The sequence below is a fragment of the Nonomuraea sp. MG754425 genome, assembly GCF_021699195.1.
In the GTDB taxonomy this organism is placed as follows: Bacteria; Actinomycetota; Actinomycetes; order Streptosporangiales; family Streptosporangiaceae; genus Nonomuraea.
Genome location: NZ_SSXE01000198.1, coordinates 1 through 17,441 on the forward strand (window position 1 = coordinate 1; position 17,441 = coordinate 17,441).

Sequence of the window (17,441 nt, forward strand, 5' to 3'; positions counted from 1 at the left end):
TCCCCGTACCGGCGGTGGCTCCGGCGACCGGCGCGAGGGTGGTTACGGTGGCCGCCGTGAAGGCGGTTTCCGTGACGACCGCGGCCCCCGTCGCGAGGGCGGGTTCCGCGATGACCGTGGGCCCCGCCGTGAGGGTGGTTACGAGAGCCGTGGTCCGCGTCGCGAAGGCGACGACCGCGGGTCCCAGGGCGGCGACCGTCGTCCCTTCCGGGACAGGGACGATCGGGGTCCGCGTCGCGAGGGCGGTTTCCGCGATGACCGTGGGCCGCGCCGTGAGGGCGGGTTCCGTGACGATCGCGGTCCCAGGCGCGAGGGCGGCTACGGCGAGCGCCGCAGTGGCGGCGGGTACGGCGACCGAGGCCCTCGCACCGGCGGTGGCTCCGGCGACCGGCGCGAGGGTGGTTACGGTGGCCGCCGTGAAGGCGGTTTCCGTGACGACCGCGGCCCCCGTCGTGAAGGCGGGTTCCGGGATGACCGTGGGCCGCGCCGTGAGGGCGGTTACGGCGACCGGCGTGAAGGCGGGTTCCGCGGCGAGAGGGGCGATCGTGAGGCCCGTCCGTTCTCGCGTGACGACCGTGAGGAGCGCTCCGGCCCTGGGACGCGTGCCCGCTACGGCAGGACCGACCGCGACGGCACGGACGAGGCGCCGCAGCGCGAGCGGGAGAGGCTGCCCGAGATGGCGCCCGACATCACGGTTGACGAACTCGAGAAGGAAGTTCTCGAGGAGCTGCGTTCGCTTCCGGGTGACCTCGCCGACCTGGTCGGACGGCACCTGGTGGCGGCCGAGCGCGCTCTGGAGGAGGACGACGCCGACCGGGCGCACGAGCACACGAAGGTGGCGCGCAGGTTCGCGGCCCGCATCGGTGTCGTACGCGAGGCCGCGGGCATCGTCGCCTACCGCGCCGGTCACTTCTCGGAGGCGCTGAGCGACCTGCGGGCGGCCAGGCGGATGACGGGCTCGGAGGCGTACCTGCCGGTCATGGCCGACTGCGAGCGCGGTCTGGGCCGTCCGGAGCGGGCCATCGACCTCGTACGTTCGCCCGAAGCCGAGCGACTCGACCGCGCCGGACGCATCGAGCTGACCATCGTCGAGTCCGGCGCCCGCCGCGACCTGGGCCAGCACGACGCCGCCGTGATCACCTTGCAGCGGCTGCCGGAGCTGCGTGACCCGCAGCCCCACCCGTGGTCGGCGCGCCTGGCGTTCGCGTACGCCGACGCGCTGGCCGAGGCCGGGCACCAGGACGCGGCCACCGACTGGTTCGGCAGGGCGATGGCGTTCGACGAGGACGGGGAGACCGAAGCGGCCGAACGGTACGCGGAGCTCACCGGTGCCGTCATCGAGGACATCGAGGAGGAGTTCGACGACGAGGACGCCGTCGACGACGCCGCTGTGTCCGAGACCGGGAACGCCGAGGAGCCGGACGAGGAGCCGGATGACGACGCCGCTCTCGCCGAGGCTGACGACCTCCTGGAAGATGAGGTCGAGTCTGCCGAGGTGAACGAGGCGTCGGAAGAGGCCGGTGCTGAGGACGTACCGGACGAAGAGGAGCGTGTCTCCGAGCCCGGGAAGCCGGCGGACGAGGCGGACGCCGCACCCCGCGCCGACTCAGCGCAGGGTGACGAAGGCGGCGCGGACGCTGCCGGGGCCGAGGACAAGGAGCCGGAGACGGGCGAGCAGGCGGCCGGGGTTCCCGGCATCACGCCGGCGTTCATCGAGCCGAACTTCGGTGACGTCCTGGACGAAGGCGCCGAATCGCCTGCGGACAAGCCCAAGCCCAAGACCGAGGACTGACACCCCACCGCGCCCGCCGCACAACCTTTCCCTTCTCCGGATGTCGTTGAAGGGACGGTTGCGCGGCGGGCGCGGTGTCTTCGGGCCTTGGCTCTTCGCGGTCGGCTCTGCTCGCGTGCGGTGTCAGAGCCGTCGTCGGCGGGGTCGGGACCGGCCGGTCGGATCCTGGCGGGTGATCGCGGCAAAGTGATCCACACGTGGAACCCGGTGGAGAGTCACCGGCGAGGCCACGCGACGGTTGGTAGGTCTGCTGATGGCTCCGGCCATCGCGCCGGTGCAGGTCAGCCCCTCGTCCCCGCGTTACGGCGAGACGCGGTCGAGCCAGTGAATGATCCCCGCGACGTTCGACGGCGCACCGCTCAACAGCTCGAACTGCTCAGCCGTGCCCTCGTCGGACGTCATCGCGCTGTAACGCTCCTTGGTGCGGTCCCTGACCATGGCGACGGCGTGATCCAGGTCCATGCCCTCGGACCGAGCCTGCTTCGTGAGATCAACCCAGACCTGGAGCTCTTCCGCCGACCGCGCAAGCGTCTCGCGAACGGCATCAACCGGCCCATAGTGGCTGAACAGCAGCCGCTGCGGCCCAAGCGCCTCGAACAACGCGATCGACTCCAGTGCGGTCTTCAGGTCGAAGTCCGGCGGAGGGGTCGCGGGGCGCAGATCGCCGGTTTCGGGCAGGTAGACGCCGGCCGCGTCGCCGACGTACAGGTCACCGGTGGCGGAGTCGACCAGCCCGACGTGGTGTTTCGCGTGCCCGGGGGAGTAGTGACTGCTCAGCGTGCGCCCGTTGCCCAGGTCGATGGCGCCGGTGTCGCCGAGGGCGACGATGCGTTCGGCCTCGGTGGGGGACATCTCACCGAAGAGCGTGTCGAGACGGTCGCCCCACACCATCCGCGCGCTCGCCATGAGCCGCCCCGGCTCGGCGAGGTGGCGGGCGCCCTTCTCGTGCACGACGACCTGCGCGGACGGGAAGAACCTGGCGATGTCGCCGACGCCCCCGGCATGATCGAGATGGATGTGGGTCACGACGACCGTGGCCAGGTCCTCGGGGCCGACGCCGAGGGAGGCGATCGCGTCCCGTACCACGGGGGCCGAGGTCGAGGTGCCTGTCTCGACCAGGCAGGGCCGATCGCCCAGGATCAGATAGCCGGCCGTGATACCCGAGTACCCGGCCATCTTGGTGTCGATCTCATAGACGTCGCCGCCCAGCGCGGTGATGTTGTCCACAGGCGCTCCCAAGCCTCCAGCCGTTATCCCCAGAACGGCGTTCTAGCCGATCCGGCCTCCCCCTCATCGTAGAGAGTGATCCCCATCAGAGCACCGATCGGAGGACGACCATGGATCGAAACGAAGTCTCGCTGGTGGGCAGGCTCTCAGCACCGGCGGAGGAGCGCCCGTTGCCGAGCGGCGACACCGTGACCAAGTGGCGCATCATCGTCCGCCGGCGCCGTCACAGGCGTGGCGCGGCGCTGAGCGACAGCATTCCGTGCGTGACGTTCAATCCGGAGACGGCCGCCGTGGTGCGCGCACTCAAGCCGCGCGACCAGATCGAGGTGACCGGGGCGTTCCGCTGCCGCATCTTCGGCCCTTCGAACGCCAAGACCTGGCGATACGAGGTGGAGGTGAACACCGCCAAGCCGTACGAGGCCGACCTGCCCGAGCCCGGCGACCCGGCGGATGACCTCGACACCGCGAAGCTCGCTGCCCTGGTCCCACGACAAGTCCCCTACCTGTCACCGGCAGGCTGATCGAACCCCCGCTCCAGGCTCGGCGGCGAAGCGAGGCGGACCGACGGCCGGGGCGTCGCCTGGGACGGCATGGCTCAGGTGATTGGAGTGGGACCGGCGGCGGTGTGAAGCGGGAGGCGCGCCGCCGCCTGGTTCGCGGAGTGAGGTGGAGGGCTGCGGAAGGTTGTGGGACAGAACGAGGGCATGGAGTGTGCCTGCGGATTTCGTGGTGGCACATTCCGGGCGGGTGCCTCAGCCGGTCGCGAATGTGCGTAGCACCAGGCCGGTTCTCGGCTTCGGGCCGAAGGAGGTGGATTTGCGGGGCACTCGTTCGCCGCCGGCGGCGACCTCCAGCACATCCTCCACCAGGAGCGGCTTGAGTATGACCGCCGTGCCACCCGTACGGACGGCCAGGCGGACGGCGGCGTCCGTGTCGTGGTGCACGATGCGTACGGTTTGCTCGTTGTCCCGCATCCCCCACACGACAGGAAGGACGAACTCGGCGAGCACGGAGGTGTTGAGAGCGTTCCAGCGGTCGGAATGATCGGGCGGCATCGCACGGGCGAGCTGGACCGGGTCCGGATCGGTGAGCAGATGCGAGCCCTCCTCGCCGGCGAGGAGGAAAGCGGGCTCCGGTGCCCTCTCAAGCGCGGCCAAGCCGGCTGCCAGATCTTTGTAGTCGTGCACCTGCCACGCTCTCTTGGCCCTGGCGACGGCCTCGGTCAGCGGGAGGCCCTGGATCACGCGGTGGATGGCTTTGAGATCGGGTGGGTACGCGCGCGAGTCGACGAGCAGGGCGAGGCCGAAGTCCCACGGCCCCAAGGTGGGTTCGCCATGCTCGGACTCCGGGCTGCGCGCACCGGTGAGCCCGCTCGCTGCGGTCTCGGCGGCGCTTCCATCGGCGCTCTCCTCGTGCGAGGACGTGGCGGTGTCAGATGCCGGGGCGGCCAGGGGAGTGAAGGAGCGTTGTGCGGCGCGTTCCTGGCGCTGGAGGACACGGTAGGTCGCATACCGATGGTGGCCGTCCGCGATCAGGGCTTGGCGGTGGTGGAGGTCGGCGTTGATCGCGGCGATCTCCACCGGGGAGGTGATCGACCACAGGCGGTGTGTCAGGCCGTCCTCGGTGTGGGCTGAGATGAGCGGGTCCCGGCTGGTGGCGACCTCGTCCACCAGGCGGGTGGCGGGGCCTTCGTCGCCGTCGTACAGGAGGAAGATCGGTTCGAGGTTGGCCTGGGTGGTGCTCATGAGGGCGAGGCGGTCGGCGATGGGGCCGGGGAAGACGTCCTCGTGGGGCAGGATGATGTGCTCTCCGGGGTCGACCAGGCCGACATCGCCGATCAGCCCGCGCTGGAGCACACCCGGACCGCTCTGCTCGTAGACGTACAGCGCCGGTACGTCGTCCGGCACCAGGATGCCGGAGTCCAGCCAGGTCTTGAGTGTGTCCCTGGCGTCGGCGTAGCGCGGCTCGACCGGGACTTCTCCGGTCGGTGAGGTCCGGTCAGGGCGGAAGTGCGGCGACGACCGGACGTCCGCGGTGACCGGTCCGCCTGGGGACGAGCCGGGCGAGCCGGTCGGGCCCGCCCAGGTAAGGGAGACGCCGGACGGCGGCTCGGCCGGCTCGCGAGAAGGAGGAGCGGACGTCGACCCGGGATGATCCTGCGGGGCGGCGGGGAAAGGGGGATGACCGTCGTCGCCGAGTGTCCGGGGGGAGGAGTCGCCCCGGGAGGAGCAGGGAAGGATGAGCCGGACGACGTTGTTCGGATGAGAGTCCAGGAGGACCTCTACGTCGGCGTCGGAGATCAGGTCGTACGGTGGGGAGGTCACCTTGGCGGGATCTTCGACAGCGAAACGCACACCTCGGAAAGGCCGTAGCACCAGTCCCTCAGGTGCTGGCAGTTCAGGAGTCCCCATACCGGGCATGCTCCCATAAATGCTTACGCCTTCTAGAAGTCGCCCCATGGTTGCAGTCAGGCTCGTTCCGAGGCAGGGCGGAGCGGGGTCACCGTACCGCGATGAAGGAGTAGTCACGCATGGCGCACGATGGAAACGTCCATGATGAGAGCGCGGGTGCTCCAGGGGGCGGTGTTTACGACTGGTACCAGCGTGGGGTGAAGCTCCTGAAGGAGGGCAGTCCCGCCGCGGCGGCGGCGCTGCTCGAACGGGCGGCCGCCGCCGAACCTGAGTCGCGCAGTATTTTGGAGGCGTTGGCCAGGGCGCAGTTTAACTCGCGGCAGTATGCGGAGGCGGCGGCGAGTTTCCGGCAGATCGTGAACGCCAACCCGGCCGAGGACTACGCCTATTTCGGGCTGGGACTCGCGTTGTGGCGGACCGGGGACATAGAAGGAGCCCAGGAGCCGTTGGCCATCGCCGTCGCCATGCGGCCGGATGAAGGGCATTATGTGCGGGCTTTGAAAAGTGTGCGGGCTACTTTGCGGGCTCGACGAGAAATGTAAGTGAGTGGTTTTCGGCGGGGTTGACGAGTTCCAACGCTCCTACCCCTCACGAACCCGCGACTGCCTCCACCCTCGAACCATCGTGAGCGCCGGCGGCCCCGACCGGTCTGCTGCTGCCCATCGCCGGCGCGAAATCACCTGACCAAGAGCCGTATCAGCGCAAGGGCAGGACTCCGCCGCCGTTGCACGAGCTTGTGGAAGTCCAAGGAAACACCGGGTTTCGACTCGTTCGCACGAGGACGGAGAGTGCGAAGGCGCCGACGATTTGTTCGGGCGGGCGTTGCTCGCGCTGATTTCATCTTGCTGAGACCGCAGAAGGCTGCAGGCGAATCCGGTCCTTCGCGGATTGTTTGCGGGCAGCTCCGCGTGCGCTTTACCGCTCCGCTTGCGGAACGGATCGGCGCTTCTACCGATGCGGGATTCCGGCGATTGCGGTGCTTGCTATACGGCCCGGGGACGCGGGCAGCCATCAGGCGGCCCGGTCCGGACATGCCTGTGTGTCGTCCGCTCGCCGGGGTCGGGATCGCCGGACGGCGCGGGCGGTCTCCGGACGTGAGGCTGAGGTTTGCGGAGACGGTCGTCCTTCCTGCGGGCGGGTACGAGGGCGGCGCTAAAGTCTCACGCAACGTGAGAGTCAACCGGGAAGAGGCGTTGTGCTGATCGACGGCTATGACACCCTGCTGCTCGACCTCGACGGCGTGGTCTATCTGGGCAGCCAGGCGGTGCCGGGGGCTCCGGCGGCGTTGGAGGAGGCGCGGCGGCGCGGTGTACGGCTGGCGTACGTGACGAACAACGCCTCCCGCACACCGGCGGCCATCTCCGCCCATCTGCGCGAACTCGGCGCGCCGGCCACGGCCGAGGACGTGGTGACCTCGGCCCAGGCCGCCGCCCGGCTGATCTCCGAGCGGGTGCCGTCCGGTGCGAAGGTGCTGGTGGTGGGCGGGTCCGGGCTGCGGCTGGCGGTACGCGACCGCGGGCTGCGTCCCGTCTCGACCGCTGCTGAGGAGCCGGTCGCCGTGGTGCAGGGGATCGCGCCCGGACTGTCGTACGGGCTGCTGTCGGAAGGGGCGCTGGCGGTGCGGCAGGGGGCGTTGTTCGTGGCCTCCAACTCCGACAGCACCATGCCGACCGGGCGCGGCGAACTGCCGGGAAACGGGGCGATGGTGCGGGTGATCGCACATGCCACGGGAGTAGAGCCCATTTACGCGGGCAAGCCGGATCCGCCGTTGCATCGGGAGTCGATGATCCGTACGGGGGCGCGCCGTCCGCTGGTCGTGGGGGATCGGCTCGACACCGACATCGAGGGCGCCTCCAACGCCGGGGTCGAGAGCCTGCTCGTGCTGACCGGAGTCGCCACGGCGGTCGATGCGCTGACGGCGGAGCCCCGGCATCGTCCGACCTACGTCGGAGAGGACCTGAGGGCGTTGCTCCTGCCCTATCCCGAGGTGCGCGACGGCGCTTGCGGGGGATGGCGGGCACGGTGGCGGGACGAGGTGTTGCATCTTGAGGGTGAGGGCAGCCGGATCGACGGCCTGAGGGCCGCCTGCGATGCCGCCTGGGCGGCGGCGGGCGAGAGACGGGTGGAGGAGGACGCGGTCAAGCCGGTGGTCGATCGGCTGGGATGACCGAGCCCTCAGCTCCGGCCCAACGTCCCTCCACCACCTTCCTTCGCCCGGCCCATCCTCTTGCCCCATTCACCCGGGCGGCCTCGCCTCGCCGACCGCATCCGAGCCGTCTCATCTGGCCCGCTTCACGCTGCGTGGGGCGGCTCCCAAGTAGGGACAGCGCGGGGCGCGGGCCGGTGTGGGAGCGGCCGGGTCGGTGGGCGGACTACCGGGTGCCGATAGTCGAGCTTGTCAGGTGCCGGTAGGCGGCGTTGCCCGGTGTGGGCAGGCGGGCCGGGAACCAACCCGCCACCGTGAGAGTCCCCTGAGGGCGACCACGTTGGGTGCGGTCCCCTTGCGGACTCCACCCCGCCGGAAGCGGCTGAACCGCTCGGACCGGCTGGACCCCGAGGTGCAGAACTCCTTTCCAAGCCGAGCGGCCGATCGCCTGACCGGTGCCCGGGTGAAGCTCGCGCTGCCTCCGGCGTGCATGGCTGACCGTTGGGCCACCCCGAGGCAAGCGGCTGACCGCCCGGTCTGTCCAGGGTGGGGGGCGAACCGCCGCTCTGGTTCCGGGGTGTCCGGCTGCCCGCTCAGCCGGTCCTGGGGCGAGCGGTCGGCTGCCCGTCCAGTTCTTGGGCGAGGGGGTAAATCCTGGGCCCGGGGTGAGCAGCCGTGCGCCCAGCCAGCCCCCTGAGGCGAGTGACGGACAGTCCTACCGGCTGCGACCGGTGCTCGGGACCGGCGGAGGGGCCGTACGGCCCCTCCAGGGGCCAAGAGGCGAGCGCCGCGCAGATCGGGAACCGAGGAAGCGAACCGTTGTGTGCTGGGCGGTTGAGGGTCCAGCCGGGTCCCCGAGGTGAACGACGAGAGGCGCGACTGGTCCGGAGGTCACTCGCCGTCCCGGAGAGGGAAGGGGTGAACACCAAGCCGGTCCAGAGGTGATCGGGCATCAGACCGCACAGGGCGGACGCTCGGTTGCGCCCCTCGCGAACGGTCGAATGTTCGCGCCTCAACAGCCGGCCGGTTCAGAGGAGCCTGCGCAGACGCAGCAGGTCGCCGAAGCTGGCGTCGATCTTCACCCGCCCCCCGAGCAGCGCCCGCGCCAGATCCAGCTCCCCGTCCACCAGCGCGACCAGGTCATCGCTCACGATCGTGAGCTTGACGTCGGCGGGCTTGCCGCCCGGCGGCGGCTCCTGCGTGAACGGGTCCAGCCCGCCATGATGCAACCGGCCGTAGAAGATCACGTCAAGGTCGGACACCCGGGCGCTGACCGTGCGCTCGACCACGTGTTTCGCACGGTCCTCCGCGCCGATCTCGTCGAACTGCGCGACGAGCTTGGCCAATGCCGCCCGGCACTCCTCGACGCTTGCCATGATGAGCATCCTTTCTTCCCTTTGCGGACGGTAGCGTTCCACATCAGTAGCACCCCCGTATGTGCTTCAACGCGTGACACGCCTGCCAAGGTCCCGGCCGCTCCCGGGAGGCGTTACCGTCGAGTCATGAGTGTGGTGCCGGAGGAGACCGGCGACGAGCGGGTCGACGCCATCGTGGCCCGCCTCGGCCGGCTGGGCGAGTTGCCCGTGAGCGAGCACGTCGCGGTCTTCGACGAGGCGTTCTCCGGGTTGGAGAGCACGCTGACGGCCGTTGACGAGGCCACCGCCGAGCACGGGCGGCCCGCGGACGTGGGGCACCGGTGAGCCGCAGGATCCGCCTCGACAGCGAACTCGTGCGCCGCGGCATGGCCAGATCGCGCGAGCAGGCCACGCACCTCATCGAGGCCGGCCGGGTCAGCGTCGGCGGCCAGCGGGCCCACAAGCCCGCCACCCAGGTCGACACCGCCTCCGCCATCGTGGTGGCCGCCTCCGACGACGGCCCCGACTACGTTTCGCGCGGCGCGCACAAGCTGCTCGGCGCGCTCGACACGTTCGAGAACCTGCGGGTGGAGGGTCGCCGCTGCCTCGACGCGGGCGCGTCCACGGGCGGCTTCACCGACGTGCTGCTGCGCCGCGGAGCGGCCCGCGTGCTGGCCGTGGACGTCGGCTACGGCCAGCTCGCCTGGTCGCTGCGCAGCGACGAGCGGGTGACCGTCATGGAGCGGGTCAACGTGCGCGACCTCACTCCCGAAATGGTCGGCGAGCCGCCCACGCTGATCGTGGGCGACCTGTCGTTCATCTCGCTGCGGCTCGTGCTGCCCGCGCTGGCGGGGGTCGCCGCGCCGGAGGCGGACTTCGTGCTGCTGGTCAAGCCCCAGTTCGAGGTGGGCAAGGACCTCGTGGGGGCGGGCGGCGTCGTCCGCGATCCCGAGTTGCGCGCGCGTTCGGTGCGCGACGCGGCGGCCAGGGCGCGGGAGCTGGGGCTGAGCGTGCGCGGCGTGACCGCCAGCCCGCTGCCGGGTCCGTCGGGAAATGTGGAGTATCTGCTGTGGCTGGGCAAGGGGGAGGGCGCGCCCGAGGTCGCCGACCTCGACTCCGAGATCCAGCGCGCCGTCGCGGAAGGGCCGCAATGAACCGGACCGTGCTGGTCGCCGTGCACACCGGGCGCGGCGCCGCCGTCGAAAGCGCCCGGCTGGTCATCAACCGGCTGGTGGACGCCGGCATCACCGTCAGGGTGCTGGACAACGAGTGCGGGGAGATCGGCTGCGGCGACGCCGAGGCGGTGCCGGCCGACTCCGGCGCGGCCAAGGGCGCCGAGGTCATGATCGTGCTCGGCGGCGACGGGTCGCTGCTGCGCGCCGCCGAGATGGCCAGGCCCGCGGGCACGCCGCTGCTGGGCGTCAACCTGGGGCACGTCGGGTTCCTGGCCGAGGCTGAGGTCGCCGACCTGGCGGCGGCGGTCGACAGCGTGGTGGCCGGCCGTTACGACGTCGAGGAGCGGATGACGGTCGACGTTCTCGCCCGGCAGAACGGCCGGATCCTGGCCGACACCTGGGCGCTCAACGAGGCCACCGTCGAGAAGCAGGAACGCATGCTGGAGGTGGTCGCCGAGATCGACGGCCGGCCGCTGTCCAGGTGGGGATGCGACGGCGTGATCTGCGCCACCCCGACCGGTTCGACCGCGTACGCGTTCTCCGCCGGCGGCCCCGTCGTCTGGCCCGAGGTCGAGGCGCTGCTCATGGTGCCCATCAGCGCGCACGCGCTGTTCGCCAAGCCACTGGTGGTCTCGCCGCGCTCCACACTGGCCGTCGAGATCCTGCCGGACACGCCGGGCGGGGTTCTGTGGTGTGATGGACGGCGGAGATTCGAACTTCCGTCCGGAACCCGGGTCGAGGTCCGCAGGAGCGCCGAGCCCGTGCGGCTGGCGCGGCTGCACGGCGTGGAGAGCACGGGAGCGCCCTTCACCGACCGGTTGGTGGCCAAGTTCGAACTCCCGGTTCAGGGGTGGCGCGGAAGGGCGCGACCCTGAGTGAATGGAGGCCGGAGCGCGTAGGATCACGTGGGCAACGGCAGACCGCCTCCGGCGGGGCCACCGCTGGTGGACCGGCTGAGCGCGGCCCGTGGCAGGCAGCGGCGTCAGACACGGCAGTGAACGGGAGTGGGCAGTGCGACCAAGGGTCGAGGAGGTCCGCATCCAGGGGCTCGGCGTCATCGACGAGGCCGTGCTCGAGCTTTCGCCCGGCTTCAACGTGGTCACCGGCGAGACGGGCGCGGGCAAGACGATGGTCGTGACCGGGCTCGGGCTGCTGTTCGGCGGCCGGGCCGATCCGTCGCGCGTCCGGCCGGGGGCCGACCGGGCGAATGTCGAGGGCACGCTGGTCATCGAGCCGGGCGGGCGGGTCGCCCAGCAGGTCGAGGACATCGGCGGCGAGGCCGAGGACGGCGAGCTGATCATCTCCCGCACCGTCTCGGCCGAGGGCAGGTCGAGGGCCTGGCTGGGCGGGCGCACGGTGCCCGTCGGCACCCTGACGTACCTGGCCGACGACCTGGTGGCCGTCCACGGGCAGATGGACCAGCAGCGGCTGCTGCAGCCGGCCAGGCAGCGCGCGGCGCTCGACCGCTACGCGGGCAACGAGCTGGTCAAGCCGTTGCGCGCCTACTCCCAGGCGTACAAGCGGCACAAGCAGGTCGCCGCGCAGCTCGACGAGCTGACCACCAGGGCCAGGGAACGGGCCCAGGAGGCCGACCTGCTGCGGTTCGGGCTGGAAGAGGTCGAGAAGGTCGATCCCAAGCCGGGCGAGGACGACGAGCTGCGCGGCGAGGAGGAGCGGCTCTCGCACGCCGACGCCCTGCGCAGCGCCGCCACGAGCGCGCACACCGCGCTGCTCGGCGACCCGATGGAGGCCGCGGGCGGTCCGCACGACGTGATCTCGCTGCTGGGGGAGGCGCGCGCGGCCGTGGAGGCGGTGTGCGACTTCGACGCCCAGCTCGCCGGGGTGGCCGACCGGCTGGCCGAGGCCGGCTACCTGATCTCCGACGTGGCCACCGACCTGGCGGCGTACGCCGAGTCGATCGAGGCCGACCCCACCCGGCTGGCCGTCGTGCAGGAACGCCGCTCGGTGCTGTCCAGCCTCATCCGCAAGTACGCCGAGAACAGCGCGGGTGTCCTGGCCTGGGCGCAACAGGCCGCCGGCCGCCTGTCCGAGCTGGAGGGCGACGACGAGCGCATCGACGAGCTGACCCGCGAGTACGACGAGCTGACCGCCCGGCTGACCGGCCTGGCCGCCGACCTCACCGGCGTGCGCGAGGCCGCCGCCGAGCGGTTCGGCCAGGCCGTGACCGAGGAGCTGACCGCGCTGGCGATGCCGCACGCCCGGGTCGTGGTCCAGCTCACCCAGACCGACGATTTCGGCCCCGAGGGCCGCGACGAGGTGGAGCTGCGCATGGCGGCCCATCCCGCCGCGCCGCCCCTGCCGCTCAACAAGGGCGCCTCCGGCGGTGAGCTCAGCCGCGTGATGCTCGCGATCGAGGTCGTCTTCGCCGGCGCGGACCCCGTGCCGACGTTCGTGTTCGACGAGGTCGACGCGGGAGTCGGCGGCAAGGCCGCGGTCGAGATCGGGCGCCGGCTGGCCAGGCTGGCGCGTACCGCGCAGGTGATTGTCGTCACACATCTGCCACAGGTCGCGGCCTTCGCCGACCAGCATCTCCTGGTCGAGAAGGCGAGCGACGGCAGCGTCGTACGCAGCGGCGTGGCCGCGCTCGACCACGAGGGCCGGGTACGCGAGCTTTCCCGCATGCTCGCTGGTCTGGAGGACTCCGAACTGGGCCGGGCACACGCCGAAGAGCTGTTGGGGCTCGCAGCGGCAGACAGGTGATCCTGAGTGACATAGTGGACACGCCGCGTCATGCGTGGCCTGTGTGCTGTTTCGCTCTGGCAGGATGGTCTTGATGAAGGTTCCGGGAAGCAGAATGCCGGGCCTCCGCGGTAGGAAGGTCGGTGACCTTCCCGGTGTGACGGCAGTGGCGAGAATCGACCGGCGTACGAAGAGGCTCACCAAACGCCTCCAGTCCGGGGAAATAGCGATTATCGACCACGTTGACGTTGACCGGGTGAGCGCGGAGGCGCTCGTCGCATGCGGAGTCGCGGCCGTGGTCAACATCGCCAGCGGCATCAGCGGCCGTTATCCCAATCTGGGGCCGCAGATCCTGCTGGAGAACGGCGTGCCGTTCATCGACAACGCCAACCAGGAGCTGTTCGAGCGCGTCAAGGACGGCGACGTCGTACGCGTCTGCGACGGGGTCGTCTACCTCGACGACGACGCGATCGGCAAGGGCGAGCAGCAGAGCACCGAGACCGTCGAGTCGGCCATGGCCGAGGCCCGCGCCGGTCTCGCCGTGCAGATCGAGGCGTTCGCCGTCAACACGATGGAGTACGTCCGCGGCGAGGGCAAGCTGCTCATCGACGGAGTCGGCGTGCCCGAGATCCGCACCCCGATGGAGGGCAGGCATGTCCTCATGGTGGTGCGCGGCTATCACTACAAGGAAGACATCGCCACGCTGCGGCCCTACATCCGCGAGTACCGTCCGGTCCTCGTCGGCGTCGACGGCGGCGCCGACGCGCTGATGGACGCCGGCTACCTGCCCGACGTCATCATCGGCGACTTCGACTCGGTCTCCACCAAGGCCCTGACCTGCGGCGCCGAGCTGGTCGTGCACGCCTACCGCGACGGCAGGGCGCCCGGCCTCGAGCGCGTGCACCAGCTCGGGCGCGAAGCGGTGATCTTCCCCGCCACCGGCACCAGCGAGGACATCGCGATGCTGCTGGCCGACGACAAGGGCGCCGAGCTGATCGTCGCGGTCGGCACCCACGGCACGCTGGAGGAGTTCCTCGACAAGGGGCGCCCCGGCATGGCCAGCACCTTCCTCACCCGGCTGATCATCGGCAGCAAGCTCATCGACGCCAAAGGGGTCAGCAGGCTCTACCGCAGCCGCATCACCACCTCTCAACTGCTCCTGCTCGTGATCACAGCGCTGATCACCATGGGGGTCGCGCTCTTCCTCTCGCCGCTCGGCCAGACCTGGCTGAACGGGCTGCAGGACCTCTGGAACGCGTTCATCTTCTGGCTGGTCGGACTTTTCTCGTGATTGATTTTCGCTACCACGTCGTCTCCATCGTCGCCATCTTCCTGGCCCTCGCGGTCGGGATAGTGCTGGGCACCACGCTGCTGCAGGAGCCGGCAGTCAAGTCCATCCAGGAGGTGACCGCGGGCCTCACCGCCTCCAACGACGAACTGCGCGCCCAGATCGACGGTCTGCGCGGGCGCGCGGCGGGCAACGACCAGTTCATCGCCTCGGCCACGCCTGACTTGGTGGCCGGGGAGCTGACCGGCCAGCGGGTGCTGCTGGTCGAGGCGCCGGGCTCCAACAACACCGCCCGCGAGGCCGCCGAGCAGGTGCTCGACCAGGCCGGCGCGGAGATCGCCGGGCGGGTCACCCTGGCCGAGAAGTTCTTCGACCCCAAGAACAAGGGGGTGCTCGACGGCCTGGTCGACCAGCTCAAGCCGGTCAACATGGTCTTCCCCACCACCGCCACGAGCTGGGACAGGGCCGCCGCGCTGCTCGCCGCCACGTTCGTCTCCACCGACCAGACCCAGGCCGGCACCCCCAACCCCGCCACCGCCGACGTGGTCAGCACGTTCGAGGCGGGCGGGCTGCTCAGCGTCGAGGGCGACCCGCTCAAGCGGTCCACGCTCGCGGTGGTGTTCGCGCCGGAGAAGGCGTACGAGGGGGAGAACGCCGAGGTCCAGGCGGGCGCGGTCGTCTCCGTCGCCGACGGTCTCGACACCGGCGGCAAGGGCACGGTGCTGGCCGGCGTCAGCGCCGACACCACGGCCGACGCGATCCGCGCCCTGCGCGACGAGAGCGAGATCGCCAAGCGCGTGTCCACCGTCGATACCACCGACATGCCGGTGGGCCGCGTCGCGATCGTCTACTCTCTGCGGGAGCAGATGTCCGGGCACGCCGGCCAGTACGGTGTCGGCAAGGGAGCCTCGGCCCCCATTCCCCCGGTGGCGTCCGCGACCCCGTCCCCCACCACCGAGTCAGGGAGCTGACATGCCTGCCAGCCAGGCCCGTGGCCTGCTCTTCGCCGTCGCCGGCGCCGCGATCGGCGCGGTGGCCGCCTGTGCCGCCTACGCCGCGTTCACCCGCGGCCGGCCCGCCGACCTGAGCGGGCGCTGGACCAGGAAGAACCACCGTGGCGAGCCGATCACCCTGCTCGAAGGCCCCGCGTTCGCGGCCGGCGCGGGCGCTGCCGCCGCCCTCACCCCCGGCCTGCCCGCCCGGGTGCGCGCGGCGGCGCTGATCGCGGGCGCGGGCAGCGCGGCGGTCGGCGCGTACGACGACCTCTACGGCACCTCCGCCTCCAAGGGCTTCAAGGGCCACCTGAGCGCGCTGGCCAGGGGCGAGGTCACCAGCGGCGCCGTCAAGATCCTCGGCATCGGCGCCGGCGGCCTGGGCGCAGCCGCGCTCGTCTCCAAGGGTCCCGTCGACACCCTGGTCAACGGTGCCACCATCGCGGGCGCCGCCAACCTCGCCAACCTCTTCGACCTGCGTCCCGGCCGCGCCATCAAGGTCGGCCTGCTGACCGGCGGGCCGCTGCTGGCCGCCGCGCTGCTGCGTGACTCGCCCGTCGGCGCCGCGCTGGCCGCCGTTCCGCTGGGCGCCGCCGCCGCGCTGCTGCCGGACGACCTCGGCGAGCGCGCGATGCTCGGCGACGCCGGCGCCAACGCCCTGGGCGCCCTGCTCGGGCTGGCCGCCGTCACCGAACTGGGCAGGCCCGGCCGGTACGCCCTCCTGGGCACCGTCGCGGCGCTGACCGCGGCGGCGGAGAAGGTCAGCTTCACCAAGGTCATCGCCGGCAACCGGGTGCTCAACGGCATCGACATGCTCGGCCGCCGCCCGGTCGCCTCCGTGTGATCCGCGTTCCGCGATTGTCAGCCCGACCTGCCAGGATGTCTGCGTAAGCGCGGGATCGGCCGGGTGGACCGGCTGGAGGCTGGGAGGCCGGGTTGGGAGTGGTGACGGCGCGGGGCGTCGCGGGCGGCGCGATGCTCATCGGGGCGATCACCGTGCTGGCGCGCGTCATCGGCTTCGCCAAGCAGTACGCCTTCGCCGGCACCGTCGGCACCAACTGCCTGGGCGCGGCCTACATGACGGCCAACCAGATCCCCAACATCATCTTCGAGGTCGTGGCCGGCGGAGCGCTGGCGGGCATGGTCGTCCCCGTCCTGGCCGGCGCGGCCGACCGGGGGGCGCGTGAGCGGGCGGGCTGGATCGGCTCGGCGCTGCTCACCTGGGTGCTGATCGTGCTCGTCCCGGTGGGCGCGCTGCTGGCGTTGTTCGCCGGGCCGATCACCGGGCTGCTCTTCGGCGGCGCCGCGTCAGGGTGCGACGTCGGCGCCGTGAGCGCCGTCGCCGCCCGCATGCTCGTCGTCTTCGCCCCCCAGGTTCCCCTGTACGGCGTGGCCGTGGTGCTCTACGGCGTGCTGCAGTCGCACAAGCGGTTCACCGGGCCCGCGCTCGCGCCCCTGGTGTCCAGCATCGTGGTCATCGTCGCGTACCTGCTGTTCGTGCCGCTGAGCGGTGACAAGAGCGACCCGGCCGAACTGCCGGGGCCCGCCGAACTGGCGCTGTCGCTGGGCACCAGCCTGGGCGTGCTGGCGCTGGTGCTGACCGTGATCGGGCCCGTGGCGCGGCTGGGGCTGCGGTGGCGGCCGACCTTACGGTTCCCCGACGGGGTGGCCGGGAAGGTCGGCAGGCTCGCGCTGGCCGGCGTCGCGGGGCTGCTCGCGCAGCAGGCGGCCATGATCGTGGTGCTGGTGTTGTCGAACAAGGCGATCGGCGACGCGGCCATCGTCATCTACAACTACGCGTGGGCGATCTACCTGGTGCCGTACGCGGTGCTGGCCGTGCCCATCGCCACCAGCGCCTTCCCCCGGCTGGCGGCGCAGGCGGGCGACCCGGAGGCGTTCGCGGCGCTGGCGGCGCGCACCACCCGGGCCGTGGTGCTGGTGTCGGGGCTGGCCGCCGGGGTGCTGGCCGCCGCGTCGGGGCCGGGCGCGGCGGTGTTCCTCGCGATCAAGAGCGAGGTGCCGTCCGGGCAGCTCGCGGCGGCGATCGCGCTGTTCTCGCCCGGCCTGGTGGGCTACGGCCTCATGGCGCACCTGACCCGGGTCCTGTACGCCGCCGGCCGGGGGCGCGCGGTCGCCGTCGGGACCGTGGCGGGGTGGTGCGTCGTGATGGTCGCCCAGATCGTCTTCGTGTTCGTGCTGCCCGGCGAGTGGAAGATCGGCGGGATGGCGCTCGGGATGAGCGTGGGCATGAGCGTCGGCGGGGGGCTGCTGCTGTGGTCCGTGACGCGGGCGCGCGGGCGCCGGGGCGGTGGCGCTGCTCGGGACCGGTGGTGTCTGGGCGAACGTGGGGGCCAC

The 17,441-nt window shown here is 71.4% G+C and carries 16 protein-coding genes; 12 read left to right on the top strand and 4 right to left on the bottom strand.

Translation table 11 applies throughout. The features are described 5' to 3' along the window. Positions 1 to 823, bottom strand: an 823-nt coding sequence (locus tag FAF44_RS56120; protein WP_237109271.1) for a hypothetical protein, incomplete at its 3' end; no start/stop codon positions are given. Between FAF44_RS56120 and FAF44_RS43545 the strand changes: the two genes are divergently transcribed. Further along, positions 776 to 1,792 carry a hypothetical protein gene (locus FAF44_RS43545; RefSeq protein WP_237109273.1) on the top strand — a complete coding sequence of 339 codons (1,017 nt, stop codon included), beginning with the start codon at positions 776 to 778 and terminating at the stop codon, positions 1,790 to 1,792. The genes FAF44_RS56120 and FAF44_RS43545 overlap by 48 nt on opposite strands. Positions 1,793 to 2,092: 300 nt before the next feature. On the opposite strand, the gene FAF44_RS43550 is transcribed toward FAF44_RS43545, so the two are convergent. Further along, the gene (locus FAF44_RS43550) at positions 2,093 to 3,019 is read right to left on the bottom strand and encodes an MBL fold metallo-hydrolase (RefSeq protein WP_237109274.1); all 927 of its coding nucleotides are present in this window, start codon (positions 3,017 to 3,019) and stop codon (positions 2,093 to 2,095) included. A gap of 110 nt (positions 3,020 to 3,129) precedes the next feature. On the opposite strand from FAF44_RS43550, the gene FAF44_RS43555 reads away from it, so the two are divergent. Continuing rightward, complete coding sequence (locus tag FAF44_RS43555) at positions 3,130 to 3,540, top strand: single-stranded DNA-binding protein (RefSeq protein WP_237109275.1); 411 nt, start codon at positions 3,130 to 3,132, stop codon at positions 3,538 to 3,540. 231 nt (positions 3,541 to 3,771) lie between these two features. Here the strand turns inward: FAF44_RS43555 and FAF44_RS43560 are convergent, their stop codons facing one another. After that, on the bottom strand, positions 3,772 to 5,439 hold the full coding sequence (locus FAF44_RS43560) for a DUF1015 domain-containing protein (protein WP_308193487.1): 1,668 nt from the start codon (positions 5,437 to 5,439) through the stop codon (positions 3,772 to 3,774). A 110-nt stretch (positions 5,440 to 5,549) separates the two neighbouring features. On the opposite strand from FAF44_RS43560, the gene FAF44_RS43565 reads away from it, so the two are divergent. Together FAF44_RS43565 and FAF44_RS43570 are read left to right on the top strand one after the other, a co-directional pair. Further along, on the top strand, positions 5,550 to 5,972 hold the full coding sequence (locus FAF44_RS43565; protein WP_237109277.1) for a tetratricopeptide repeat protein: 423 nt from the start codon (positions 5,550 to 5,552) through the stop codon (positions 5,970 to 5,972). 653 nt (positions 5,973 to 6,625) lie between these two features. Further along, positions 6,626 to 7,597, top strand: a complete 972-nt coding sequence (locus tag FAF44_RS43570; RefSeq protein ID WP_237109278.1) for an HAD-IIA family hydrolase — start codon at positions 6,626 to 6,628, stop codon at positions 7,595 to 7,597. A 1,007-nt stretch (positions 7,598 to 8,604) separates the two neighbouring features. On the opposite strand, the gene FAF44_RS43575 is transcribed toward FAF44_RS43570, so the two are convergent. Beyond that, positions 8,605 to 8,952, bottom strand: coding sequence for an SCP2 sterol-binding domain-containing protein (locus FAF44_RS43575; RefSeq protein WP_237109279.1), 348 nt, complete (start codon positions 8,950 to 8,952; stop codon positions 8,605 to 8,607). Between the two features lie 126 nt (positions 8,953 to 9,078). Here FAF44_RS43575 and FAF44_RS43580 point away from each other — a divergent pair, with 126 nt between their 5' ends. The 8 genes from FAF44_RS43580 to murJ all read left to right on the top strand — a co-directional run. Continuing rightward, complete coding sequence (locus FAF44_RS43580; RefSeq protein WP_237109280.1) at positions 9,079 to 9,276, top strand: hypothetical protein; 198 nt, start codon at positions 9,079 to 9,081, stop codon at positions 9,274 to 9,276. Further along, positions 9,273 to 10,085, top strand: a complete 813-nt coding sequence (locus tag FAF44_RS43585) for a TlyA family RNA methyltransferase (protein ID WP_237109282.1) — start codon at positions 9,273 to 9,275, stop codon at positions 10,083 to 10,085. The genes FAF44_RS43580 and FAF44_RS43585 overlap by 4 nt, the downstream gene beginning before the upstream one ends. Next, positions 10,082 to 10,981 (top strand): NAD kinase, encoded by a 900-nt coding sequence (locus FAF44_RS43590; RefSeq protein WP_237109283.1) that lies wholly within the window; start codon positions 10,082 to 10,084, stop codon positions 10,979 to 10,981. The genes FAF44_RS43585 and FAF44_RS43590 overlap by 4 nt, the downstream gene beginning before the upstream one ends. A 136-nt stretch (positions 10,982 to 11,117) precedes the next feature. After that, entirely contained in the window at positions 11,118 to 12,827 is a 1,710-nt protein-coding gene (recN, locus tag FAF44_RS43595; RefSeq protein ID WP_237109284.1) for a DNA repair protein RecN, read from the top strand. A 73-nt stretch (positions 12,828 to 12,900) separates the two neighbouring features. Continuing rightward, complete coding sequence (gene steA / locus FAF44_RS43600; protein ID WP_237109285.1) at positions 12,901 to 14,097, top strand: putative cytokinetic ring protein SteA; 1,197 nt, start codon at positions 12,901 to 12,903, stop codon at positions 14,095 to 14,097. Beyond that, a complete protein-coding gene (locus FAF44_RS43605; RefSeq protein ID WP_237109286.1) occupies positions 14,094 to 15,065 on the top strand; it encodes a copper transporter in 972 nt (323 codons plus the stop codon). Before steA ends, FAF44_RS43605 begins: the two co-directional genes overlap by 4 nt. 1 nt (position 15,066) lies before the next feature. Beyond that, the gene (locus tag FAF44_RS43610) at positions 15,067 to 15,930 is read left to right on the top strand and encodes a hypothetical protein (protein WP_237109287.1); all 864 of its coding nucleotides are present in this window, start codon (positions 15,067 to 15,069) and stop codon (positions 15,928 to 15,930) included. 98 nt (positions 15,931 to 16,028) lie between these two features. Next, the coding region (gene murJ, locus FAF44_RS43615) for a murein biosynthesis integral membrane protein MurJ (protein WP_237109288.1) at positions 16,029 to 17,441 on the top strand (1,413 nt) is incomplete at its 3' end.

Bases quoted from the DNA above. Each gene is read 5' to 3' on its own strand.
- FAF44_RS43555 (WP_237109275.1), top strand. From the start codon at position 3,130: ATGGATCGAAACGAAGTCTCGCTGGTGGGCAGGCTCTCAGCACCGGCG.
- FAF44_RS43590 (WP_237109283.1), top strand. From the start codon at position 10,082: ATGAACCGGACCGTGCTGGTCGCCGTGCACACCGGGCGCGGCGCCGCC.
- FAF44_RS43565 (WP_237109277.1), top strand. From the start codon at position 5,550: ATGGCGCACGATGGAAACGTCCATGATGAGAGCGCGGGTGCTCCAGGG.
- FAF44_RS43610 (WP_237109287.1), top strand. From the start codon at position 15,067: ATGCCTGCCAGCCAGGCCCGTGGCCTGCTCTTCGCCGTCGCCGGCGCC.
- FAF44_RS43575 (WP_237109279.1), bottom strand. From the start codon at position 8,952: ATGGCAAGCGTCGAGGAGTGCCGGGCGGCATTGGCCAAGCTCGTCGCG.
- FAF44_RS43560 (WP_308193487.1), bottom strand. From the start codon at position 5,439: ATGCCCGGTATGGGGACTCCTGAACTGCCAGCACCTGAGGGACTGGTG.
- steA (WP_237109285.1), top strand. From the start codon at position 12,901: ATGAAGGTTCCGGGAAGCAGAATGCCGGGCCTCCGCGGTAGGAAGGTC.
- FAF44_RS43580 (WP_237109280.1), top strand. From the start codon at position 9,079: ATGAGTGTGGTGCCGGAGGAGACCGGCGACGAGCGGGTCGACGCCATC.